This is a genomic window from Vibrio sp. SCSIO 43009, assembly GCF_023716525.1.
Classification (GTDB): domain Bacteria; phylum Pseudomonadota; class Gammaproteobacteria; order Enterobacterales; family Vibrionaceae; genus Vibrio; species Vibrio alginolyticus.
On the sequence record NZ_CP071842.1, the window covers coordinates 3006441 to 3031924 of the forward strand.

The following is a 25484-nucleotide window of genomic DNA, read 5'->3' on the forward strand; positions in this document are numbered from 1 at the left end:
AATTGTTATTTTCTAAACAAAAAAGCCACTTAGATTAAGTGGCTTTTCTATATGCAATCATAGAGTTAAGGTTTGAGGGCTCGCTCTCCTCGCGCAATGCCAACGACACCACTACGAGCAACTTCGACAACTTCGGTCACTTCGGATATCGCTTGAATGAAGGCATCTAGCTTTTCACTCGTACCCGCAAGTTGTACGGTGTATTGGGAAGCCGTGACATCCACGATCTGGCCACGAAAGATGTCTGCCGTACGCTTCACTTCTGCTCGCGCAAAACCACTGGCTTTCACTTTCACCATCATCAGTTCACGCTCAATGTGATCATACTCGGTGACTTCTTGCACTTTCAGCACATCGATCAATTTGTGTAACTGCTTCTGAATTTGTTCCAACTGCATCTCATCAGATGTCGTGGTAATGTTCATTCGCGACAGGGTTTCATCATCAGTCGGTGATACCGTCAAAGATTCAATGTTGTAACCACGTTGAGAGAACAAACCAACAACACGAGACAACGCACCCGGTTGGTTTTCCAATAGCAATGAAATAATGTGTCTCATATTAAGTTCTCTCCGTTTTGCTTAGCCACATTTTATCCATACCCTCACCTTTGATTTGCATCGGGTATACGTGTTCGGTTTCGTCTACGTTGATGTCCACAAACACCAGACGATCTTTCATATCCAACGCTTTTTGTAGCCCTTCTTCGAGCTGATCAGGCGTTTCGATACGAATACCGACGTGACCATAAGCTTCTGCAATCGCTGCAAAGTCAGGAACAGAACTCATGTAAGAATTAGAGTGACGACCTTGATAAATAATGTCTTGCCACTGTTTTACCATGCCTAAGAATCGGTTGTTCAGGTTGATGATCTTCACTGGAATGTCGTATTGCATGGCTGTCGACAATTCTTGAATATTCATCTGAATACTGCCGTCACCAGTCACAACCACGACCTCTTCTTGTGGCATGGCAAACTTCACGCCCATGCCAGCCGGAAGACCAAATCCCATGGTGCCAAGACCACCAGAGTTTATCCAACGGCGCGGCTTATTGAATGGGTAGTACAGCGCCGCAAACATCTGATGCTGGCCCACATCAGACGCCACATATGCGTCACCATTAGTTAGCTTGTGCAGCGTTTCAATTACTTGCTGTGGCTTGATTCGTTCTGGAGACGTTTCATAAGACAAGCAGTTGCGGTCACGCCATACTTGAATGTCATCCCACCATGCAGTGATAGCATCTTGATCATTTCCACTACCTTGCTCTGCAAGCAGCCCGAGCATGGTTGTCAGCACTTTTTCCGCAGAACCTACGATCGGCAAATCCACTTTCACGTTTTTCGAGATCGATGACGGATCGATATCAATATGCATCACTTTTGCGTTTGGGCAGTACTTTTCAAGGTTGTTGGTTGTACGGTCATCAAAACGCACACCGATACCAAAAATAAGATCCGCTTCATGCATTGCCATATTAGCTTCGTAAGTGCCGTGCATACCCAACATGCCCAGTGAGTTTTTATGTGTACCCGGGAATGCCCCCAAGCCCATCAAAGTACTCACAACGGGTAGGTTCAGTTTGTCGGAAAGCTCTAAAATATGTTCATGGGCGCCAGAAATCACCGCACCACCACCGATATAAAGCACTGGTTTTTTCGCTTCTAATAGCGATTTAAGCGCTTTTTTAATCTGGCCTTTATGGCCCGAAGTTGTCGGCTTGTAAGAACGCATTGAAAGCGTTTCTGGATATTGATAAGGCAGTTTGATTTGCGGGTTCATTACATCTTTTGGCAAATCAATCACAACTGGACCAGGTCGACCTGTAGTCGCGATATAAAACGCTTTTTTGATTGTTTCAGGAATATCTTCCGCTTTTTTTACTAAAAAGCTGTGTTTGACCACTGGGCGGGAGACACCGACGATGTCACACTCTTGGAAAGCATCATTACCAATTAGGCTATTCGGTACGTTACCCGAGATAACGATCATTGGGATAGAGTCCATATACGCTGTTGCAATACCCGTAATGGTATTGGTCGCGCCCGGCCCCGAGCACACAAGTACGACACCCGGTTTACCGGTAGCTCGAGCGTAACCATCTGCCATATGAGTGGCGGCTTGCTCATGCCTTACAAGTACGTGTTTGATTTGATCGGTTTTGGCATGCAGTGCATCGTAGATATCCAAAACAGAGCCACCTGGGTAGCCAAAGATCTGCTCTACGTGCTCTTCTATCAGAGATTGAACCACCATCTCTGCGCCTGACAACATTGCTGTCATAATTGCTCTCCTTAGCCAGTTTCCTCACCGTAAGGTCAACGGATTGGTCTGGTTTTACATAGTCTAGGTCTTATTCGTAGCCTAATCGAAATACTTCCACGTTTTCGGCTATGTCTTGCGTTCGTCATAACATCCCGCAAGGTTACCCAACAAATGTAACGTTTTATTATCAAAGGGTCTAATGAGAGATTGGTCTACTTTTTAAACAAGATACTAGTAATTAGAATGTTAGTAGGAATAGCAGCCACACATCTCCTATTTCACAGTACAACCTAAAAAATTAACGCTCAAAAAAAGAACATTATTTCATAAGCTTTTAGCTATAGGGTGCGAAATAGCGTTATTTGACGAGCAAAACAGAAAAAATCAATACAAACAAAAATCCCCAGCAATGCGCAATCACATCACTGGGGATTTTTTCATCAATATAAAACCTAAGTCAGCTTAAGTTACTTTTTATCCGACTTTTCCTTATACATTTCTTCAATTTCATCTTGGTATTTGTCATTGATGACTTTACGACGAAGTTTTTGAGTTGGCGTTAACTCACCATCATCCATAGAGAAAGCTCTTGGTAACAATTTAAACTTCTTCACTTGTTCAAACTTTGCCAACTCTTTTTGAAGATCGTTCACACGCTTCTCAAGCATTTCGACCACCTGGTGGTGCTTAATCAACTCAACGCGATCGTGATATTTGATATTCAGCTCTTTCGCGTACTCTTCTAGCGAGTCATAACAAGGCACGATAAGCGCAGAAACAAACTTACGAGTATCCGCAATGACTGCGATTTGCTCGATGAAGTGGTCTTTACCAATCGCACCTTCAATCATTTGTGGAGCGATGTATTTACCACCTGAAGTTTTCATCAACTCTTTGATACGATCGGTGATGAACAAGTTGCCATTTTCATCAATGTAACCAGCGTCGCCCGTTTTTAGGAAACCGTGCTCATCAAAGGTCTTTTCCGTCTCTTCTGGCATTTTGTAATAGCCACGCATCACCATTGGACCACGAACCAGAATCTCGTTGTTTTCGCCGATCTTGACCTGTGCGCCAGGCATCGACATACCAATAGAGTCGGGGTTAAAACATTTATCATCCCAACACGATACTGTCGCCGTGGTTTCAGTCATGCCGTAGCCCAACTTAACGTTGATACCAATCGCATGGAAGAATCGACCGATGGTTTCATCCAGCTTTGCACCACCACAAGGCATAAAGTTGATTTGCCCGCCAAGTAGCGCACGCAGTTTGCTCAGAACCAACTTATCCGCCAAAGTGTATGACTTACGCAGCAAGAGCGATGGCTGACGTTTTTCTTGATGACAAGCGGCCATTTTTGCGCCCATGTTGACTGCCCAAGTAAACATGATCTTACGATGAATCGGCGCGCGAGACACTTTCTCATGAATCGCAGAGAAGATCTTCTCATAGAAACGCGGTACGGCACACATCACGGTAGGTCGCACCTGGCTCAGTGCATCACGTACTTGCATGGTGTCTTGCAAATAGCAGTTGGTCGCCCCTTTGTACAATACATAAAAGGTCCAAGCGCGCTCAAATACGTGTGACAACGGCAGGAAACATAATGACACGTCACTTTGAGAAAGGCTCAAGCGCTGATCGTGCCCTTCCAATTGCGCCGCAATGTTTGCGTAGTCCAACATAACGCCTTTTGGCTGTCCTGTTGTACCCGAGGTGTAGATGAGCGTGAGTAGATCATCTTCTTTTGCCTGATCTAAACGCGCGTCCAATTCAACTTGATATGTAGTGTCGCCTTTGGCAACAAATGCTTGCCAAGAGATAACGAAATCATGATCGCCAAGTTCTATATCATCAGACATCGCAACAATGAGCTCTAACTGTTCGCACTGGTCGAAAATGCTCACTGCTGCATCAAATTGAGGCTGTTCACCAACAAACAGAACTTTGACGTCTGCATTGTTGATGATGTACGCCGACTGAGTGGCAGTATTGGTTGGGTAAATAGGTACTGTCACGCTGCGTAATTGCAGTGCTGCGATATCAGCGATCGTCCATTGCGGCATGTTGTTCGAGAAAATGCCGATCTTATCTTGGACTCCTAATCCCTGAGCCAAAAGTGCAAGTGATAAAGCATCAACTTGCTGACCAAATTGCGTCCACGTAATACCTTGCCACTCCTCACCCACTTTATGCTTGAGTGCAACGCGTGTACCACCGTTCGCAATTTGTTCACGAATACGTTTAACGATATGAAAATCTAACTTGGCCATTCTTTTACTTACCTTTTGGCTTACAGGCGTAAGCTAATTGAGCGAACAAGTGTACTCACGGCTTGCTAAAACGCAACTGACCAGTATCAAACTTATCACTAATAAGAGACAACTATCACTTATACGTCGCGAACGTACCTCAAATTGCTGAATGATTACTCTATTTAACTTACTGTTTCGATTGTTGATTACGAAAACAAAAAGCCCCGAGAGACAAAAATCGCTCGGGGACCAATGAATTGTAAAAATTGATGATTACCAATATGGTCTAATCGAGAAGACCAAACGTCATCTTATTTTGCGGCAACGACTTCACCACAAGTGATCATCAGTTGATCGCGTAGCCAAATGTGGCCTTTATCTTTTTCACTTGATTCATGCCAGCTTAAGAAACCGCTGATTTCTTTGTTCGCAAATGGAAAATCAAGAATTTGCAGTTGATCGCTGTTTACCGCATTTTCCGCCATCCAACGTGGTGCAATAGTCACAAGCTCAGATTGACCCACCACGTATAGTAGGTTGCTTAAACTAGAACCTTCATACGCCGCTTGGCAATCCAGTTCACGGTACGCTTGCTCTGAGAAACTACGTTGGCCATGCACTTTCGATAACTTCGCATGCTTTTCGTTAAGCAGTTGCTCAGCCGTCACACCACCTTGAATGCGTGGGTGTGTTTTTGATGCGATAACCACTAATTCATCTTTGAAGATTTCAGTACTTGAGAAACCTTGCTCATCAAAACGAGCGTAGTCGATCACGAAATCAATTTCTTGGTAGCGCATACGCTCAGACAACAAACGGTCAAATTCTGCATCTAGGTGAAGCTGAACGTTTGGTGCTTGTTGATTCACTTTTGCCATGATCTTCGGAGCAAAACGCATGTCGCAAGGGCTGCAAATCGCAAGCTTGAATAAGCGAGTCGAAGATTCTGGCTGGAATACGGAGCTAGGAAGTTCATTGCGAATCAGCTGCAGTGCTTGGCGAATAGGACCAAACAGTTGACGTGCTCGTTGCGTAGGCTGAATACCACGGCCTTGGCGCATGAATAGCTCGTCGTTAAACATCACTTTTAAGCGTGCCACGGCGTTACTTACCGCCGGTTGAGACATGCCTAGGTTATGTGCTGCACGAGTAATATTTTGCTCTTGCATTACAGCATCAAATACAGTCAGTAGGTTTAAATCTACACCACGCAAAGTGCTTTCCATACGGTAGCTAGCAATTGCGCTCATCGCGTCTTTCTTCTCTAACATTGAGTGCGCCTCTTTTGTAATCGTCAACTTTGTTCATTAAATTCATAACGAATAGAATCCCATCTCGCACAAAAGACGGCGGCTGGATTCGAATCATTTTACGAATAGATAACCTAACTTTTTATTATATTTATCGTCCGGATACTTCCGGCTCGAACTGTACTATCAACTAATCGATTGCGGTTTCGCAACTAGATTGATATTTAATCAGTAAATTTTAGCCAATTAGGTATTTATTTGTTAAATAACAAATACTTGATAAAAATATAAAAAACTATAAAACACGTAAAAATGCATTCTTTGAGGACGTATTTAGCAAATTGATAGGACAGGCGGTTAACACAAGCATGCATTTAGCTCAGTTATTGGTTGGGATAAGAACAACATATAGCAGCTATATCTCTGATTGAATTTTGCACTTATCAGTCAAATTATCAGCAAATACACACTGAATAGAAATGAGAGAGGAAGAATAAAAATGCAGCCTTCCAAACAGAAAGGCTGCAACAAAATCGTGTCAAAAATGGAAGGAACAATGTACTGAACAACGTACTTAAATGTTCGACACGTAACTTGGAAAATCAACCTGCTCCCACAGCTGTCTGGATAACTCTGCTTTTGAATCCCATGCACCTTGCAATACCCAATGAACAATAGCCTGAGCAACATCTGGGTATTTCACACTTTCGGCTTGTTGCTCCTTCAGCCACTGGCGTACTGCGGAAATGTCTAAGCTCTCCATCGACATCGCAAGCCCTAAATCTTCTAAGGTCGCAACATTGCTCTGCTGCTCGAATTGACCCGCGAGTGGCTTTAGTAACAATTTTTTCCCCAAAGACAAGGCTTCTGAAGGAAGCTCAAACCCACCATTAGCAATGACACCACTACAGCGATGCAAATGATGCTGGAAGTTGCTGTGGCATAAAGGGCGCAGTTCTATGTTTTCTACCTGCTCACATTCGATCACATCCGGGTGATAACAGATAAACGCTTGTTGATTAAAGTGGAACAATAAGTCTGAGATATCTTCAATCGATTCGAACGGTAGATACACCAACACGAAGTCGTCGTTTTCTGCTTGGCTATCGACGGTATGCACTATCGGTGGTAACAAAGGTTGATCAAAATGATGCCAATGCAAACCAAGGTGATGTTGAGAAGGCGCAAAGTATTCAATGACGGATTTATCTAACCAACTTGCTCCCTTTAGTGGCACCGGATAACGGAAAGCATTTTGGTGGCTGATACCAATAGAAGGCTTATTTTGTTGTCTCGCTGCCCACGCAGTCACAGGTTCGAAATCATTAATGATAAGATCGTAGGACGACAGATCGAGTTGCTTAACTTCTTTGAAAAACTGCACCAAATTGTTATTCAATGCTGTTTTCGCGTAGTTTACAGAGCCTTTTTCGGTAATAAAGGTGAAGCCTCGGCGAGTCTGGTAATCGCCAAATGCTTCCATTGAAAAGTATTTTTCCGGCGCTCGCCCAGAAAACAAAAAGTCGACCTCAACATCGTGCTCTTTAAACGCATGACTCATCGCCCTTGCGCGTGCAATATGTCCGTTTCCTGTCCCTTGAACACCGTACAAGATCTTCATCAATTAGCCTCCCAACATCGCAATCGCTAATCCACCACAAAGACTGCCAAGCAGTGCACCAATGATGACATCAGTAAAAAAGTGCACACCCAATAAGATTCGCGCGGTTCCGATTAAACTTGCCCAGAAGAATGCAGCAACGCCTAGGCTCGGATAGAAATGATCAATCAGCGTCGCCATGACAAACGCAGCGGCAGTGTGTCCTGAAGGAAGACTATAGCGATCAGAGGGAGTAATAAAAGCAGGAAGGAGTGCACTAAGCTCTTCAGGGCGACGACGCTTAAAACTATTTTTCAGCGTCCAATAAATTGGTAGCTCGATAGCAAAAGCAAGTAAACCCGCCAGTAAAAACCAGACTCCTTGCTCCTTATCTAAATACCAAGCTAATAAACCCAACACCAAGTAAAGATGCCCGTCACCACTGTGGGAGACTCCTTTGCTGATATTGGCGACTTGTTGATTAAAACGGTGCTTAAGACAAACACTAGAGAGCGCTAAATCAAACTTAGCAATGGCTGCAATTGGCTGTGTAATTGTCTCTATGGTTCGCATGTGACCTTTCCTTACTTTGACAACGCCTTTGTGTGAAAAGTAGGAGGTTTAGGTGACAACAGCATGACGGGAGTTTGGACAATTAATGACAAAGGCCAAATTAAAGTGTGCCCAACAATTTATCTATTGGGCATAACCATAAAATAGAACACTAAGAAGGGTTTGCTGGTTGCGGTTGAGGGGTATCTATATACCAGACTTTTCTCTTCTTGCGGCAGGCGCGCAAAGAGCCTGTCGTCATGTCACCATCTTTTGTTAGCTCATAGCTCAGTGAGCGGCAAGTATAGTTTCCCGACAGTTCATGCTCTATACTCGTTTGCTCCGTTTTACTCGAGTTAGGCTCTAGTAAAGGGTTAGGCTGTGTAGATAAAATGTCACGATTTATCACATTGCTGCGCGCATAATCCTTATGGACATAACCTTTTATCACTCCTTTCTGTTCAACGAGAAACCAAGGTTGATCAACCACTTTTGCTAGCACATTAAAGACTTCCCCTTTCGATAATACGCCAAGCTTTGCCCCTTCAAGACTCGGTTTGGAGCGTAGGTTTAATGTGGTCTTAGAGCGGTAAGAGACATCCATAAACTCTACTGGGTTTGAGGTATCGACACCTTCAGTGGTTGGTCGGAAAACTTCCGCTTGCTGTTTCTCACTAGGTTGAACGCGGATCTTCCACCAAGAATACGTTTCCGGATCTTTGCCTTTAAATTTATCTCGACTGTCCGACTCAAGAGCAACGAGCATTTGATTCAAAAACGACTCGCGTCCCTCGTAGCTCAAGAATCGATCCATTTGATCATTAATCACCATGACGCTCTGTGAGTGATCATTCATAACAACGGGGGAAGCCACTTCCACATAGGTCTGCGATTGAAACAGCTGACAACCCGACAAGCTGACCAGAGTAAATACTATGGCTGAACGTCCAAATTGTTTTGTTAACCTCATTCTTTCCCTAACCCTTATTTCTTTTACCTAGTGCAACTGCACTACTATAAATGGTCATTCAAAACTTTTGCCAAACAATTCGGACCTTTGTGTGACAAGTCGCAATCCCGATGCTTGTTTTGGTAATGAAACGTCGCAAACTTGATGAGAACTTACTTCTTCTAGCACGTTTCTATCGCATCATGTCGTTTCACTTAGTGCATCATTTTTTTCAAGCAAACGAAAAGACTCATCCGATATGAATAAAAAATCGACTTTAGGGTTGACGCGCTTCATGGAGTGCGGTACTAATTTGTTAACTTAATTATGTGGAAAGCTTAACAACTATGTCAGCTCATTTTTCTATCCTGCTTAGCCTCCTCCTGATCGTGACCAGTTCGCGCGGGTAGGCTGTGGAAGAAAAATAACCACACCAATTTCTAAGAACCCGCATGAGAATGCGGGTTTTTTTATATCTAAATACTGGAAGTAAACGATTCACTTGCGCGAAAGTGCAGAAATCAGGAAGGAAGCAAACATGAACGATCAGGTCATTATATTCGACACCACATTGCGTGATGGCGAGCAAGCGTTGTCAGCAAGCTTGACGGTTAAAGAAAAACTGCAGATTGCCTATGCGCTGGAAAGACTCGGCGTTGATGTTATCGAAGCTGGCTTCCCAATCTCTTCACCAGGTGATTTCGAGTCTGTACAAACCATCGCAAAAAACATAAAAAACAGTCGAGTTTGTGCCCTTTCGCGTGCCGTTGCGAAAGACATTGATGCTGCCGCTGAAGCATTAAAAGTGGCTGACCAATTCCGTATTCACACGTTTTTAGCCACTTCCACCATTCACGTAGAAGACAAACTACGCCGCAGCTACGACGATGTACTAGAAATGGCAGTCAACGCCGTTAAACATGCACGTAACTACACTGATGATGTCGAGTTTTCTTGTGAAGATGCTGGTCGTACTCCAATCGACAACCTATGTCGCATGGTAGAAGCCGCCATCAATGCAGGTGCGAGTACAATCAACATTCCAGATACCGTTGGCTACACCGTACCAAGTGAGTTTGGTGGGATTATTGAAACCCTATTTAACCGCGTTCCGAACATTGATAAAGCGATCATCTCCGTTCACTGTCACGACGATTTGGGGATGTCAGTTGCCAACTCTATTGCCGCCGTTCAAGCTGGCGCACGTCAGATAGAAGGCACGATCAATGGCATTGGAGAGCGAGCGGGTAACTGTTCACTTGAAGAGATCGCAATGATCATCAAGACTCGTCAAGAGTTTTTGGGCGTTCACACTGGCATTAAGCATGATGAAATTCACCGCACCAGTAAGTTGGTTAGCCAGCTATGCAATATGCCTATTCAAAGCAACAAAGCAATTGTGGGTGCAAATGCGTTTAGCCACTCTTCAGGCATCCACCAAGATGGCATGTTGAAGAATAAGAATACCTACGAAATCATGACCCCTGAGTCTATTGGCCTAAAAAACCAAGCTCTGAACCTAACCAGCCGCAGCGGTCGCGCTGCCGTGAAGAGCCATATGGATACCATGGGTTACAACGAAGACGAGTACAACCTAGACGCGCTGTATGCGGATTTCTTGAAACTTGCTGATCGCAAAGGCCAAGTGTTCGATTACGACCTAGAAGCCCTAATGCACTTCTCGAACTTGCGTGAAGAAGATGACTTCTACAAATTGAGCTACCTAAGCGTGCAGTCTGGCAGCGTAATGGCTACCACCAGCATCAAAATGCAATGCGGTGATGAAGAAATGTGTGAAGCAGCGGTCGGTAATGGCCCAGTTGATGCGCTATACCAATGTATCTACCGCGTGACAGGCTACGACATCGTTCTGGATAAATTCGACCTAACCGCGAAAGGTGAAGGTGAAGATGGTTTGGGTCAAGCAGACATCATTGCCAACTACAAAGGTCGCAAATACCACGGTACGGGTGTTTCCACCGACATCGTTGAGGCTTCCGGCCAAGCATTATTGCACGTTATTAACAGCATTCATCGTGCAGATAAAATCGAAGAAATGAAGCAGAAAAAGATTGCGACTGTGTAATAACAACCGGGCTACACGGCTCAGGAAAGAACACGCTCGTTGAAATAATTAAGCTCAAAATTAGAAAACTTAAAGGATTAACATGACAGACAAATCGTACAAAATTGCCGTCCTACCCGGTGACGGCATTGGCCCGGAAGTAATGGCGCAGGCACATAAAGTATTGGATGCAATCGAAAAGAAACATGGTATTGCGTTTGAGCGTGACGAGCATGATGTCGGTGGTATCGCGATCGACAACCACGGTTGCCCACTTCCAGAGAGCACAATAAAAGCATGTGAAGAGTCTGATGCAGTCCTATTCGGCTCGGTTGGCGGCCCTAAGTGGGAGCACTTACCACCAAACGACCAACCTGAACGTGGTGCCCTACTTCCACTACGCAAACACTTCCAACTGTTCTGTAACTTACGTCCAGCGCAAATTCACTCAGGTCTTGAAGCTTTCTCACCGCTACGTGCAGACATCTCGGGTCGCGGCTTTGACATCGTGGTAGTCCGTGAACTGACGGGTGGTATCTACTTCGGCCAACCGAAAGGTCGTGAAGGTGAAGGCGCAACAGAAAAAGCATTTGATACTGAGGTGTACCACCGCTTTGAGATCGAACGTATTGCAAAAATCGCTTTTGAGTCTGCTCGTCTACGTCGCAAGAAAGTGTGCTCTATCGACAAAGCGAACGTTCTACAAAGCTCTATCTTATGGCGTGAAGTAGTCGAAGAAATCGCAAAAGACTACCCAGATGTCGAGTTGTCACACATGTACATTGATAACGCGACTATGCAGCTTATCAAAGACCCTGCTCAGTTCGACGTAATGCTATGTTCAAACATCTTCGGCGACATCATTTCTGATGAGTGCGCCATGATCACTGGCTCCATGGGTATGCTGCCTTCAGCAAGCCTAAACGAAAGTAAATTTGGTCTGTACGAGCCAGCAGGTGGCAGTGCACCCGATATCGCAGGTAAGAATATTGCTAACCCTGTGGCGCAAATCCTATCAGCAGCACTGATGCTGCGTTACAGCCTAGGTGAAGAAACTGCGGCACAAGACATCGAAACGGCAGTTTCAAAAGCACTATCAGCAGGTGAGCTTACGGGTGACCTTGCTGGTGACAACCCTGCACTTTCGACGTCTGAGATGGGCGATAAGATCGCTGAGTACATCTTAAACTCTTAATACAGAACAGATTCATAATAAATACTAAATCCTCTATCCACCAATGACTTACCTCTAAGTCATTGGTGCTAAAACAAAGCAACAAGGATAACGAGGAAAGGAAGCAAACAATGGGCAAAACATTATACGAAAAAGTCTACGACGCACACGTTGCCGTCGCAGCAGAAGGGGAAAACCCAATCTTGTACATCGACCGTCACTTGGTACATGAAGTGACGTCTCCGCAAGCATTTGACGGCTTGCGTGAAAAAGGTCGTAAAGTGCGTCAGGTCAGCAAAACTTTTGCCACCATGGACCACAACGTTTCAACAACCACCAAAGACATCAACGCATCCGGTGAGATGGCACGTATCCAGATGGAAACGCTATCGAAAAACTGTGAAGAGTTTGGTGTTACGCTTTACGACATTAACCACAAATACCAAGGTATTGTGCACGTTATGGGCCCAGAGCTTGGTATTACCCTACCGGGAATGACCATTGTTTGTGGTGACTCGCACACGGCTACACACGGTGCGTTCGGTTCTCTCGCTTTTGGTATTGGTACATCTGAAGTTGAGCACGTATTAGCAACTCAAACGCTAAAACAAGCGCGCGCTAAAACGATGAAGATCGAAGTAAAAGGCAAAGTGGCTCCGGGTATCACGGCTAAAGATATCGTGCTAGCCATCATCGGTGAAACCACAGCTGCTGGCGGTACAGGTTACGTAGTTGAATTCTGCGGTGAAGCGATCACAGACCTTTCAATGGAAGGCCGCATGACCGTATGTAACATGGCGATTGAGCTAGGAGCGAAAGCCGGTTTGATTGCACCAGATGAAACCACGTTCGAATACATCAAAGGCCGTAAATTCTCACCTCAAGGTGCCGACTTTGATGCAGCAGTAGAATACTGGAAGACATTAAAAACTGACGATGATGCTCAGTTTGATGCAGTCGTGACGCTAAACGCAGCAGACATTAAACCACAAGTCACTTGGGGTACTAACCCAGGCCAAGTGATCGCGGTAGATCAACCTATCCCAGCACCAGAAAGCTTTGCCGACCCAGTAGAAAAGGCATCGGCAGAAAAAGCATTGGCTTACATGGGCCTAGAGGCAGGCAAGTCATTGTCTGATTACAACGTCGATAAAGTCTTCGTTGGTTCTTGTACTAACTCACGTATCGAAGACATGCGCGCAGCCGCTGAAGTAGCGAAAGGTCGCAAAGTCGCGCCTCACGTTCAAGCGCTGATCGTTCCTGGCTCTGAGCAAGTAAAAGCGCAAGCAGAAGCGGAAGGCTTGGACGTTATCTTTAAAGAAGCGGGCTTTGAGTGGCGCCTACCAGGTTGCTCGATGTGTCTAGCAATGAACAATGACCGTTTGGGTCCACATGAACGTTGTGCGTCTACTTCAAACCGTAACTTTGAAGGCCGCCAAGGTCGTGATGGCCGTACCCACCTAGTGAGCCCTGCGATGGCAGCGGCAGCAGCAATTGCTGGTCACTTTGTAGATATTCGTGAACTAGACTAAGGAGCAAACCAATGTCAGGCTTTAAACAACACACAGGCTTAGTTGTTCCTCTAGATGCAGCGAACGTTGATACTGATGCCATCATTCCAAAGCAGTTCCTACAAAAGGTCTCCCGCCTAGGGTTTGGTAAGCACCTATTCCATGACTGGCGCTTCCTAGACGATGCTGGCGAACAGCCAAATCCAGAGTTCGTGATGAACGCACCTCGCTACCAAGGCGCATCTATCTTGCTGGCTCGTGAGAACTTCGGCTGTGGCTCATCTCGTGAGCACGCACCGTGGGCACTAGCGGATTACGGCATCAAAGCGATGATCGCTCCAAGCTTTGCCGATATTTTTTACGGCAACTCGATCAACAACCAAATGGTACCAGTTCGCTTGACTGAGCAAGAAGTGGATGAAATCTTCCATTTTGTTGAGGCGAATGAAGGTGCAGAAGTCGAGGTCGACCTAGAAGCGAATGTGGTTCGCGCCAACGGCAAAGAGTACAGCTTTGAAATCGATTCGTTCCGTCGTCATTGCTTGCTAAACGGTTTGGACAACATTGGCCTAACCCTTCAGCATGAAGATAAGATTGCCGAGTACGAGGCAAATATCCCGAGCTTCTTGCGTTAAGACGCGTTAGTACATACACAAATCAAGGGCTGGCAATTGTCGGCCCTTTTAATTATTTAGACAACTGATTTTATATCGCTTTGCTTACGGAATACCGAACGCCTCTGTTGAAATTCGTCATCCTGAACAACGACGAAGGAGTGTGATTCAGGATCGACTGCCAGAGCGCACTGTGCAGATTAATACTGTCTTTACTCAAGAGTTTGTGGGTATTAGATTCCTGATATCGCTTATGCTCCTCGGAATGACGGCGAATAAAGGCCACTGATTACTGAAAGAAAACAAGCACTAAACTGGTCTACACTATCAACAATATCTCATTCAAAGGTATCTCTATGAAGCGTCTGTTATTGCTGTTGTGTGCTCTGGTTTCTTTATCAACATTTGCCGCACCTAAATCCGACTTATGGCCGTATTGGAAACAATCGAATCAGGCTAATCAAAGTCAAATCTCTCATCAAGATTGGCAGCAATTGCTCGATGCTTATTTGGTTGAACAAGGTGAGAATACCTTGTTTCGTTATAGCCAAGTCTCCTCTATCGATAAAACTAAGCTGAAACAATACATCCAGCGTTTGGCAAAACTAGACCCTCTACAATACAACCAAGCAGAGCAATATGCCTATTGGGTAAACCTTTACAACGCCATCACGGTAGATCTTATTTTGGATAACTATCCAGTCGAATCAATCACCAAGCTAGGTGGTTTATTTAGCTTTGGTCCTTGGGGAGACGATGTGGTCGTGGTCAATGGGAAGGATCTAACTTTAAACGATATTGAACATCGAATTTTGCGTCCAATTTGGAATGACCCAAGAACGCATTACGCCGTAAATTGTGCAAGTTTGGGATGCCCTAACCTACAAGCTCAAGCATTCACTGCTGACAACACGCAAGCTCTACTGGATAGTGCCGCCAAAACATTTATCAACAGCAGCAAAGGCGTATCTATCCAAGGAAACACGGCGCAGCTGTCTTCTATTTATGATTGGTTTGCAGCGGACTTTGGTGGAGAGAAACAAGTCTTCAACCACATCGCAACGTATGCTCCGCAATACAAAAACTTCTCTGGCAAAGTGAAATACGAATACGATTGGGACTTGAATCAAGCCAACTAAACTGGGGGGATGTGAGGTCAATTAGCATTAGGGACATAATAGGCCAAAAGCTAAAGACACCGGCAACTCAAAGACTAAGACATGAAAAAAAAAGGGCACTGAGTGCCCTTTTTTACATCCAAATGTTTGATAGAAAACGTCCGACTACTTAAAGCCTTTAACCTTCTTAATAAGATCGTAAGCGTTTTGAATCTCTTGAGATTTCTCTTTCGCGACGTTCATCATCTCTGGTGGTAAACCTTTAGCCATCAATTTGTCCGGGTGATGCTCGTTCATCAGTTTACGATAAGCACGCTTAACGGTTTTACTGTCTGCATCTGAAGACACATCCAGAATTTTGTACGCGTCGGCCAACTGATCCGCTTGTGAAGCTTGTTGCCAGCTACCACCAGAAGATTGGCCTTGATGCTGACCATGAAAACCACCCTGGCTTTGGAAACGGAATGCGGCTTCTTGCATTTGCAAGCGACGCTCTAGCTGCTCAGAAGAGAAACCCAAACCACGTGCTATTTTGTGTAACACATTTCGTTCACTAGGATGAATCGAGCCATCTGCAAAGGCCGCCGAGATTTGCAGCTCTAAGAAAAATTGCAACAAGTCAAAGCGACCAGCTGTCGAAATTTTCACACGAACAAGAACGTCTTCTAACGGAAAGTCGCTGTCTTTACCTTCACGAAACGCGTCTTGCGCTGCGCGACGCTGTTCGCCATGCAAATTCATGCGGTCCATCATGGCTGAGGCAAGTTGGATTTCCTCTTTGGTGACTTGGCCTTTCGCTTTTGCCACATGTCCCATTACCGCAAACGCCGCTTTAAAAAACTCTTCTTGGCGCTGAGCTTGACTTGGCCCTTTTCCAAAGCCGCCAGTAGAGAACCCGGCTTGACTCAAGCGACGTGCTTTATCGAATTGATGGCCAATAAATAAGCCAAAGAGTAAACCTAACGGCCCGCCAAGTAACAAGCCAAAAAAGGCACCCAGAATTTTGCCAAAAATATGCATTATGTGTTCTCTATCAATGAATTTTTATCGACGACGGCGGTCTTATAGTGCCGGATGCAACGATTTCCTTTATGATAATGGAATTAGTTTTATTTCGGCTAGGCCATTTCGCCTGCTTATCTTTGCAGCTATTTTGTCGTCATTATGCCACAGTGAATCAATACGCTGGGATAAATGCGACTATAGTTGATTCATTTGGCTATTACGCTAGGGTACAACAAGCCCTATAGCCATCGAGTAGTAGTGACACAGGAAAGTTCAATTCAATGCAACATTTCTCCCGCACATGTTTAGCGGCCTCTATCAGCACCGCCTTGTTTGTACCCACCACTCAAGCTGAAGCGAATATCCATGATAGTGTGCAGGAAATGCCCGCCACAGATCAATGTTTGGTCGATACAAGTGGCGAGGAGGACGCTCTTAATACCCCAGTAGTGGTAGAAGCTGACACCCTGCAAGCCATCAATGGTGACAAAGCTCAGTACTCAGGTAATGTACAAGTCACCCAAGGCCAGAAGAAAATTACCGCAGATAGCGTAACGCTGCACCAACAAGACAACGTCGTGGTTGCCGAAGGCAACGTGACTTTCAATGACGGCCAAGTCAAAGCTCGATCTGATCGTGTTACTAACGACATTAATCAAGATACGTTTTCACTTGAGAACACCGATTATCAGTTCCTTTGCCAACAAGGCCGAGGCACTGCAGCCTATATCGCCCGCACAGGTCAGTCGGTTTATGAACTCGAAGACGGCTCTATCACATCGTGCCCTCAAGGCGATAATTCATGGCGATTGGTTGCGTCAGGCATCGATGTTGACCAAGATGAAGAGACAGCGACGCTGCACCATCCTCGATTTGAAGTGTTAGATGTGCCTGTTTTCTATGTGCCGTATCTAACCATGCCAATTGGAGATACGCGCAAAACGGGCTTCCTCTTCCCTTCTTTATCGTACGGTTCTAGTGATGGTATGGAAGTCGAGGTGCCATTCTATTGGAACATCGCGCCTCAATATGACATGACACTCACCACGCTCTATATGCAGCAACGTGGTACAAAACTCGATACTGACTTCCGCTACCTAACAGATGGTTGGGGAAATGGAGAAATCAAAGGCGAATACCTCAATAGTGATCGCAAATATCAGGACGAGTCTCGTTGGGGCTACCAAGTTAAACACGACGGTATCATCAATAAACAGTGGATAGTCAAAGTCGATTACTCAAAAGTGAGTGATATTGATTACTTCCTCGATCTCGACTCCAACATTGGTAACCGTGAAGATGGTCAACTGGTTCAAGAAGGACAAGTACAATATCGTTCTGACTTCTGGGATGCCTCGTTAACCGTTCGTGACTTCCAAATCTTATTGAAAGAAGAGAACCGCCCTTATCGCCTGCTTCCTCAGTTAGACTTGAACTACTACACGCCGTTGTGGGGAGATTACCTTAACTTTGACGTGAAGAGCCAAGTCAGCCGCTTCGATACGAGCGATGCTGCGCGACCAAATGCGACCCGTGTTCACATTGAACCAGGGCTTACATTACCGCTCTCAAACTCATGGGCAACGTGGACAACAGAAGCGCGCGTGCTCTCTACGTATTACTCTCAAGACTTAACGGGTTTGACAGATGTAAACTTGCAAAACCAGTTAGATGATGAAGTTTCTCGTGTTATTCCTGAGTTCCGTACGCATGCGCAACTTTACTTAGAACGAGATACAAGCTGGATCAAGGGCTACACCCAAACACTGGAGCCTCAGCTGCAGTACTTGTACGTACCTGAAGAAGATCAAACCAACATCTACAATTACGATACCACCTTGCTACAAACCGACTATTACGGGCTATTCCGCAGTCGTAAGTACAGTGGCATTGATAAAATCGCCTCTGCGAACCAGTTAAGCTACGGTGCGAGTACTCGCTTCTTTGATGATGACTATAAAGAGCGTCTTAACGTTTCATTTGGTCAGATTTACTACTTCGATAAAAAGACCAAACTGAGCAACAGCCCAAATCTTCCGGATGAGACCACCAACTATTCATCATGGGCGATTGAAGCCGATTTCAACTACAACGATTACTTGTTCTATCACGGTGGAATTCAATACGATATCGATTTGAGCTCGATGCAGTTGGCGAACAGTACCTTAGAGTACCAATTTAACGGTGGCTTTATTCAGGGTAACTATCGTTACGTCACGCGTGAATACATCGAAGATACGATCATTCTCGAAAACCTAGACACAATTACTCGTAAAGGCATTTCACAAGCAGGTATTGTAGCGGCCTACGAGTTCAACCCGAACTGGTCTGCAAGTGGTCAATACTACTACGACCTCAATGAAAATGCGGACCTAGAATGGTTAGCGAGCCTACGTTACCAATCTGACTGTTGGTACATTGGCGTCACTTACTCAAACCAATTGCTTGGTTGGGAAGACCAAGCTATCGGCAGCACCGGGGCATCACCTGAATACGAAAATAACTTCAGCGTTAACTTCGGTATTCAAGGCTTTGCGACCAACCAGCGTGAAGACACTGCTATCAAAGAACTGGATGGTTCTGACAACGCGATTAAGTACGGCCGCCCATTCTATCTGAACAATTAATCAAAATAGGCGTCTTAAATGAATAAGACGCCTATTCAAAAATACTGACGGAATTTTAAATGAAAATTTGGAAATCAATCTTATTCACGACCCTACTCTCTTGCGGAGCGGTTGCAGCACCAGTAGAGATCGATAAGGTTGCGGTCATCGTGAACGACGGTGTAGTTCTACAAAGCGACATCGAAACAGCGATGAAAACGCTGCAAGCCAACGCACGTCAAAGTGGAAAGAGCTTACCTTCCACCAGCGTGTTAAAAGAACAAGTCGTTGAAAAACTTATCATTGATACGTTGCAAGGCCAAGAAGCAGACCGTATTGGTGTGCGTATTGACGACAACCGTTTAAACCAAGCGATTGCAGAGATCGCACGTAATAATGAGCAATCGGTAGAACAACTCGCCGCTTCTGTAGAAAGTGAAGGTTTAAGTTACCCAGAATTCCGCGAACAAATTCGTAAGGAAATCGCCGCATCAGAAGCTCGCAATGCACTGGTTCGTCGCCGTATTAATATCCTTCCAGCAGAGGTCGATAGCCTTGCTGAGCAACTATCACAAGAAACCAATGCGACTGTTCAATACAAAATTGGACACATTCAACTGCGCTTCTCTGACGATAAAGAAAAGTCAGCTGTAGAAGCAGAAGCTAAAGCGCTCGCGAAAAAGCTAAACGAAGGTGCAGACTTTACGGAGATGGCCTACACCTACTCAAAAGGTCCTAAAGCTTTACAAGGTGGTGACTGGGGCTGGATGCGTAAAGAAGAGATGCCAACCATCTTTGCTGATCAGATCAAGATGCAAAACAAAGGCAGCATTATTGGTCCATTCCGTAGTGGCGTTGGTTTCCACATCCTAAAAATAGAGGATGTAAAAGGCCTAGAAACGGTTGCGGTAACGGAAGTAAATGCGCGTCATATTTTGATTAAACCAACAGTGATTCTGAGCGACGAAGGGGCGAAGAAGCAACTGAATGAATTTGTACGCCGCATCAAAGCCGGTGAAGCAACGTTCGCTCAATTGGCAACACAATACAGTCAAGATCCTGGCTCGGCAGCACAAGACGGTGAGCTAGGTTATCAAACACCAGATCTTTACGTGCCAGAATTTAAGCACCAAGTAGAAACTCTGCCAGTTGGCTCAATCAGCGAACCGTTCAAAACCGTTCACGGCTGGCATATCGTTGAAGTGTTGGATCGTCGCCAAGTTGACCGTACTGACTCAGCGATGAAGAACAAAGCTTACCGTATTCTATTTAACCGTAAATTTAATGAAGAAGCGGGCGCATGGATGCAAGAGCTACGCGCAAGTGCGTTTGTTGAAATCGTGGATGACAACAATGACAACTAATACAATTCGTAGAATTGTCGTAACCGCAGGGGAACCTGCAGGTATCGGCCCAGACTTAGTGCTTGCCCTATCGAAAGAAGATTGGGCGCACCAAATTGTCGTCTGTGCCGATAAGAATATGCTGACGGAGCGAGCCAAGCAGCTTGGCATCGAAGTCCAACTGTCTGATTACAATCCAGAAGAAGCACCTAAAGCACAAAAAGCGGGCACGCTTATCGTTGATCATATCCAAATATCGGAACCTGCGGTTGCAGGCGAGCTCAATGAAGCGAATGGCCACTATGTACTAAAAACGCTAGAAAGAGCGGCTTTAGGCTGTATGAATGATGAATTTGATGCTATTGTCACCGGCCCTGTTCATAAGGGGGTGATTAATCGCGCAGGTGTTGCATTCAGTGGTCATACTGAATTTTTCGCCGAGAAGTCACAAACGCCGCTAGTCGTAATGATGCTAGCAACGGAAGGACTACGCGTGGCGCTGGTTACAACACATATTCCTTTAGCTTATGTGTCCAAAGCTGTCACCGAAGAGCGATTAGAAAAAATCATCGATATTCTTCATAAAGACCTTGTAGAAAAGTTTGCTATCGCACAACCAAACATCTACGTTTGCGGGCTTAACCCTCATGCTGGCGAAGATGGCTGCTTAGGTCGTGAAGAGATCGAAACCATCACTCCAACACTGGAAAAAATTCGACAAGAAAAAGGTATCAACCTGATCGGCCCTCTGCCGGCTGATACCATTTTCAATGAAAAATATTTAAATGATGCTGATGCTGTTTTAGGCATGTACCATGATCAAGTGTTGCCAGTATTAAAATACAAAGGCTTTGGTCGTTCAGTAAACATTACTCTTGGTCTACCTTTTATTAGAACATCGGTGGACCACGGTACTGCATTAGATCTGGCAGGGACAGGTCAAGCGGATACAGGGAGTTTCCGAACAGCGCTCACGCATGCGATAGATTTGGTAGAGAAGAAACAATGAGAAATGATGTCCATTTAGGACACAAAGCGCGTAAACGTTTTGGTCAAAACTTCCTGAACGATCCATACATTATTGATGGAATCGTATCAGCGATTAACCCAAAACCAGGTCAAAACCTGGTTGAAATCGGTCCTGGTCTTGGAGCAATTACTGAGCCAGTAGGTCGTGAAGTAGATAAGTTCACAGTTATCGAATTAGACCGCGATCTGGCGGAACGCCTACGTACTCACCCTGAACTGGCAGATAAGTTGACCATCCATGAGGGTGACGCTATGCGTTTTGACTTCACTCAACTAGTGAAGCCAAACAACAAGCTGCGCATTTTTGGTAACTTGCCGTACAACATCTCTACACCATTGATGTTCCACCTTTTTGAGTTCCATAAAGACATTCAAGACATGCACTTTATGTTGCAAAAAGAAGTGGTAAACCGCTTAGCCGCCGGCCCTGGCAGCAAAGCTTACGGCCGTTTAACGGTAATGGCTCAGTACTACTGTAAAGTGGTACCGGTACTGGAAGTACCGCCAACGGCATTCGTTCCACCACCGAAAGTGGATTCTGCCGTTGTTCGTTTAGTACCTTACGAAGAGCTGCCATGCCCGGCGAAAGATCTGCGTTTGCTCGATCGCGTTTGTCGTGAAGGCTTTAACCAACGTCGTAAAACAGTTCGTAACTGCTACAAATCGTTGTTAAGCACAGAAGTACTAGAAGAACTAGGTGTTAATCCAAGCATGCGTCCAGAGAACCTGACGCTAGAACAATTCGTCGCAATGGCGAACTGGCTTGCGGATAACCCGCAGCACTAAGAACTCAAACAATGAGCCAAACCCTTGTAGGTTTGGCTTATTATTATTGGGATATTACGTTTCTGAGGAGTGCACATGGACGTCATTCAACCTTGCATCAAAATTCAAGTTCACACCAAATACATCGAAGAACAGTCCAACCCAGAGCTACAACGCTACGTTTTCGCTTATATCATCACCATCAAAAACCTTAGCCAGCAAACCGTACAGTTAGTGAGCCGCCGCTGGCTAATCACAGACTCGAATGGCAAGCAAATGACGGTTGAAGGTGACGGAGTGGTAGGCCAGCAGCCCTTTATTCCAAGCAATGATGAATACACGTACAGTAGCGGAACCGCGTTAGAAACCCCTGTCGGCGTTATGCAAGGACACTACAAAATGCTGGATGAGAAAGGGCAAGAGTTCATCACCGAAATCGAACCATTTCGCTTGGCTGTTCCAAATGTTTTAAATTAGTAAATTGGAGATTCAGTGGCTACCTATATTGTTGGTGACATCCAAGGCTGTTTTGATGAATTGCAGCGACTACTAGAAAAAGTATCTTTCTCTGCGAAAAAAGACCAACTTTGGCTTGCTGGTGATTTGGTCGCCAGAGGGCCTAAATCACTAGAAACGTTACGCTTTGTGAAGTCACTTGGCGCAAGCGCAATCGTGGTGCTTGGTAATCACGACCTTCACCTTCTCGCAGTGGCTCACGGGATAAAAAAGGTCAAAGACAAAGATAGAACCGCACCTATTTTCACGGCCCCTGACAAAGAGGAATTACTGACATGGCTAGCTCAGCAACCTCTATTGGCCGAGCATGACGAGTTCGTGATGTGTCATGCTGGCATATCACCGCAGTGGAATCTAAAAACAGCGAGAAAGTGTGCCCGTGAAGTTGAGCGCATCATCCAAAGTGAAGAGCTGCCTTGGCTATTAAAAAACATGTACAGCAATCAACCTGATTCCTGGGATGACTCTCTACAGGGTTTGGACCGATACCGTTATATTATCAATGCTTTTACGCGGATGCGCTTTTGTTTCCCTGATGGTCGTTTGGATATGGATTGTAAATTGCCACCGCAACAAGTTTCCGGTAACGAACTTATTCCATGGTTTGATGTGCCTAAACGTATCCACTTAAACAAAGCGGTGCTCTTTGGGCACTGGGCTGCACTACAAGGCTATATGAACAACGAAGTCATCGGGCTAGATACTGGCTGCGTTTGGGGAGGAAGCCTGACCATGATCCGTTGGGAAGATAAGAAAATTTTTACTCAGGATGCGTTAAGTTAAACACTGAATAACAGTCGATAATCCATAGTAGGAAGAATACCTGTCACTTAACACCTCCTGTAGGGTCATTCCAACGAGCCTTAACGAGACTAGGAATCTAATATCCTCGCGCTGCGAATAGATAGAAATACCTTTGACAACAAAGTACTCGTATAGAGGCTCCTGAATCTCGCTCTTTCGTCGCTTTTCAGGATGACGGTAGGTTGGGATGGCCGCTCGCTGCTATACGAACGGCATTACCCCGTTTTAATCTCGAATTACTTCTCTAACACCGTAAAACGCATGTTGTAGGCGTTCTTCTCATCGGCTTGATACATTTCTGAGTAAGTTTCCTTAAACTCGTCTCCCCAATCTGGGAACTGAGTATCACCATCAATGGCCGCTTCAATGTGTGTTACATACAGTTTATTGGCCATAGGCAGACAAGTGGTGTAAATCGCACCACCACCAATGATCATCACTTCTTCCACATCACCAGCCACGTCCAAAGCTTGCTCAATCGATGTTACGGTAGTGACGCCTTCGATCTTTAGTGTCTCATCACGGCTAATAACAATATTCAAGCGACCTGGTAAAGGGCGACCAATAGACTCGTACGTTTTACGTCCCATAATAACCGGTTTACCCATGGTACAACGCTTAAACCAAGCAAAATCAGCGGGAAGGTGCCAAGGCATTTGATTGTCTTTGCCAATGATGCGATTGTCGGCCATCGCGGCAATCATACTAATGATCATGTTAGGTCCTTATACAATAGGTCTGCGGCGATAGAATAACAGCCCTGGAACCGCAAGACCAACTGCTAAACCTGCAATAATAAACATGGCCTTAAGAAAGTTTTCCATACAGGTTGCGACAAGCTCGGGTGAGTAGCCAACATGATTGATTTCTACCATAGCGATCATTGCTTTGTACGCAAACACACCCGGCACCATCGGGATCAAAGCAGCCACAGTAAACACTTTTGGATGCGCGAGAAAACGGTGAGACCAGTACACACCAATCATCCCAACTAACGTCGCAGCAAAAAAGGTTGCCCACTCAATAGGAATGCCAAACTGCATCATCAAGTAGCGGCTACCATGACCAATCGCGCCACCAACAGCGCAATACACTAAAGCTCTTTGTGGTACGTTAAAAACCAATGCAAATCCTACGGCGGGAATCGCCGCAAAAAACATGTCATTCAACAGGCCAAACATCAAATCAAATAAACTCATTAGATAGCCCACCCCCAAATTCCAGTTACACTCATCGCAGCAACGATCCCCAAACATGTCGCCAACGTTAGTAAACTAGCCATCACAAATCGAGCAATGCCCATATTAATGTGGCCTTTCAACATATCTGCGACAGAGTTAATGAGTGGGAAACCAGGTACAAGCATTAATACCGACGATGCCATTGCTACGGTAGGTAGATTACCGATTTGGTAAATTTCCGCCTGTGCTGAAATTAAGGTAGTCACAAAAGCGGTCGCAGCAAAGTTCAATAGAGGGTTGAAATGACGATGACTAATTTCTTGGCGAACGATCATGCCACCAGCTGAAGCTAAAAAGGTCATGATGAAGACTCCCCAATCACCACCAGCTAGATGACTGAATGCCGCACAAGACAAGCCAATCATAAACACCACCAACCAGCGGTTATAACGCTCTGGACTGATAGCGTTCAGCTTTTTCTGCGCCATGGTTGAATCGAGCAAACCACGTTCCATCATGATACAGATTCGTTGAATTTGCGTAATAACGCGCATATTGATGCCACGATCAGCGCAGCTTCGGGTGGTGGTGATGCAATGCCCATCCATTACCGTCGTCACAACCAATGCATTAGCTGATAGTGCTACCGCAACTTCATTCACCCCACAAGCAAGGCCAATACGACGCATAATATCGCTCACAAGAGTACTTTCAGCACCATGAGCAAGTAGCATTTGTCCGGCTTGGGCGACAAGACGAGAAATCGATCGTTGAGTAGATACCGCCAACTCTCTAGGCGGTATGGTTTCTAGAGTCATAAATAAGTCTAATTCCTTTTAGGGTGTTACTCATTCATACGCGCGAGGGCCAAACTAA

Annotated in this window: 22 protein-coding genes; 11 read left to right on the forward strand and 11 right to left on the reverse strand. The window is 45.2% G+C overall.

What is annotated here, in order from left to right; translation table 11 throughout:
* Positions 1-65 precede the first annotated feature (65 nt).
* The 7 genes from ilvN to J4N43_RS13910 all read right to left on the reverse strand — a co-directional run bounded on the left by ilvN (position 66) and on the right by J4N43_RS13910 (position 8898).
* On the reverse strand, positions 66-560 hold the full coding sequence (gene ilvN / locus J4N43_RS13880) for an acetolactate synthase small subunit (RefSeq protein ID WP_053349688.1): 495 nt from the start codon (positions 558-560) through the stop codon (positions 66-68).
* A gap of 1 nt (position 561) precedes the next feature.
* Positions 562-2286 (reverse strand): acetolactate synthase 3 large subunit, encoded by a 1725-nt coding sequence (locus J4N43_RS13885; RefSeq protein ID WP_005379695.1) that lies wholly within the window; start codon positions 2284-2286, stop codon positions 562-564.
* 449 nt (positions 2287-2735) lie between these two features.
* Positions 2736-4544, reverse strand: coding sequence for an AMP-dependent synthetase/ligase (locus tag J4N43_RS13890; RefSeq protein ID WP_053349689.1), 1809 nt, complete (start codon positions 4542-4544; stop codon positions 2736-2738).
* A gap of 293 nt (positions 4545-4837) precedes the next feature.
* Positions 4838-5797 (reverse strand): LysR family transcriptional regulator CalR, encoded by a 960-nt coding sequence (gene calR / locus J4N43_RS13895; protein ID WP_005379693.1) that lies wholly within the window; start codon positions 5795-5797, stop codon positions 4838-4840.
* A 553-nt stretch (positions 5798-6350) separates the two neighbouring features.
* Entirely contained in the window at positions 6351-7397 is a 1047-nt protein-coding gene (locus tag J4N43_RS13900; protein ID WP_005379691.1) for an MJ1255/VC2487 family glycosyltransferase, read from the reverse strand.
* A 3-nt stretch (positions 7398-7400) separates the two neighbouring features.
* Positions 7401-7949, reverse strand: a complete 549-nt coding sequence (locus J4N43_RS13905) for a phosphatase PAP2 family protein (RefSeq protein ID WP_053349690.1) — start codon at positions 7947-7949, stop codon at positions 7401-7403.
* 151 nt (positions 7950-8100) lie between these two features.
* Complete coding sequence (locus tag J4N43_RS13910; protein WP_053349691.1) at positions 8101-8898, reverse strand: SH3 domain-containing protein; 798 nt, start codon at positions 8896-8898, stop codon at positions 8101-8103.
* A gap of 517 nt (positions 8899-9415) precedes the next feature.
* Here J4N43_RS13910 and leuA point away from each other — a divergent pair.
* The 5 genes from leuA (at position 9416) to J4N43_RS13935 (ending at position 15380) form a co-directional block, all read left to right on the forward strand.
* A complete protein-coding gene (gene leuA / locus J4N43_RS13915; protein WP_005379685.1) occupies positions 9416-10963 on the forward strand; it encodes a 2-isopropylmalate synthase in 1548 nt (515 codons plus the stop codon).
* An 82-nt stretch (positions 10964-11045) separates the two neighbouring features.
* Positions 11046-12137, forward strand: coding sequence for a 3-isopropylmalate dehydrogenase (leuB, locus tag J4N43_RS13920; protein ID WP_005383068.1), 1092 nt, complete (start codon positions 11046-11048; stop codon positions 12135-12137).
* Between the two features lie 110 nt (positions 12138-12247).
* Positions 12248-13648 carry a 3-isopropylmalate dehydratase large subunit gene (gene leuC, locus J4N43_RS13925; protein WP_005379681.1) on the forward strand — a complete coding sequence of 467 codons (1401 nt, stop codon included), beginning with the start codon at positions 12248-12250 and terminating at the stop codon, positions 13646-13648.
* A gap of 11 nt (positions 13649-13659) precedes the next feature.
* Positions 13660-14262, forward strand: a complete 603-nt coding sequence (gene leuD, locus J4N43_RS13930; RefSeq protein WP_042522424.1) for a 3-isopropylmalate dehydratase small subunit — start codon at positions 13660-13662, stop codon at positions 14260-14262.
* A 335-nt stretch (positions 14263-14597) separates the two neighbouring features.
* Entirely contained in the window at positions 14598-15380 is a 783-nt protein-coding gene (locus J4N43_RS13935; protein WP_053349692.1) for a DUF547 domain-containing protein, read from the forward strand.
* A 144-nt stretch (positions 15381-15524) separates the two neighbouring features.
* On the opposite strand, the gene djlA is transcribed toward J4N43_RS13935, so the two are convergent.
* The gene (djlA, locus tag J4N43_RS13940) at positions 15525-16379 is read right to left on the reverse strand and encodes a co-chaperone DjlA (RefSeq protein WP_005383076.1); all 855 of its coding nucleotides are present in this window, start codon (positions 16377-16379) and stop codon (positions 15525-15527) included.
* Positions 16380-16645: 266 nt separating this feature from the next.
* Between djlA and lptD the strand changes: the two genes are divergently transcribed.
* From lptD to apaH, 6 genes are all read left to right on the forward strand, one after another.
* A complete protein-coding gene (gene lptD / locus J4N43_RS13945; protein WP_053349693.1) occupies positions 16646-18991 on the forward strand; it encodes an LPS assembly protein LptD in 2346 nt (781 codons plus the stop codon).
* Positions 18992-19050: 59 nt separating this feature from the next.
* The gene (surA, locus tag J4N43_RS13950) at positions 19051-20334 is read left to right on the forward strand and encodes a peptidylprolyl isomerase SurA (protein WP_005379672.1); all 1284 of its coding nucleotides are present in this window, start codon (positions 19051-19053) and stop codon (positions 20332-20334) included.
* The gene (gene pdxA, locus J4N43_RS13955; RefSeq protein ID WP_005383085.1) at positions 20324-21322 is read left to right on the forward strand and encodes a 4-hydroxythreonine-4-phosphate dehydrogenase PdxA; all 999 of its coding nucleotides are present in this window, start codon (positions 20324-20326) and stop codon (positions 21320-21322) included. The genes surA and pdxA overlap by 11 nt, the downstream gene beginning before the upstream one ends.
* The gene (gene rsmA / locus J4N43_RS13960) at positions 21319-22128 is read left to right on the forward strand and encodes a 16S rRNA (adenine(1518)-N(6)/adenine(1519)-N(6))-dimethyltransferase RsmA (RefSeq protein ID WP_005379669.1); all 810 of its coding nucleotides are present in this window, start codon (positions 21319-21321) and stop codon (positions 22126-22128) included. The genes pdxA and rsmA overlap by 4 nt, the downstream gene beginning before the upstream one ends.
* Before the next feature lie 75 nt (positions 22129-22203).
* Positions 22204-22584, forward strand: coding sequence for a Co2+/Mg2+ efflux facilitator ApaG/CorD (gene apaG, locus J4N43_RS13965; RefSeq protein WP_005379668.1), 381 nt, complete (start codon positions 22204-22206; stop codon positions 22582-22584).
* A 15-nt stretch (positions 22585-22599) separates the two neighbouring features.
* Positions 22600-23406 carry a bis(5'-nucleosyl)-tetraphosphatase (symmetrical) ApaH gene (apaH, locus tag J4N43_RS13970; RefSeq protein ID WP_017820271.1) on the forward strand — a complete coding sequence of 269 codons (807 nt, stop codon included), beginning with the start codon at positions 22600-22602 and terminating at the stop codon, positions 23404-23406.
* Positions 23407-23663: 257 nt separating this feature from the next.
* Here apaH and folA read toward each other — a convergent pair whose 3' ends face one another.
* The 3 genes from folA to J4N43_RS13985 are packed head-to-tail and all read right to left on the reverse strand — an operon-like array spanning position 23664 to position 25426.
* Positions 23664-24143: a type 3 dihydrofolate reductase gene (gene folA / locus J4N43_RS13975; RefSeq protein WP_053349694.1), complete on the reverse strand. Its 480-nt coding sequence runs from the start codon at positions 24141-24143 to the stop codon at positions 23664-23666.
* A 9-nt stretch (positions 24144-24152) separates the two neighbouring features.
* A complete protein-coding gene (locus tag J4N43_RS13980) occupies positions 24153-24626 on the reverse strand; it encodes a threonine/serine exporter family protein (protein WP_005379665.1) in 474 nt (157 codons plus the stop codon).
* Positions 24626-25426: a threonine/serine exporter family protein gene (locus J4N43_RS13985; protein ID WP_053349695.1), complete on the reverse strand. Its 801-nt coding sequence runs from the start codon at positions 25424-25426 to the stop codon at positions 24626-24628. The genes J4N43_RS13980 and J4N43_RS13985 overlap by 1 nt, the downstream gene beginning before the upstream one ends.
* Between the last annotated feature and the right edge of the window lie 58 nt (positions 25427-25484).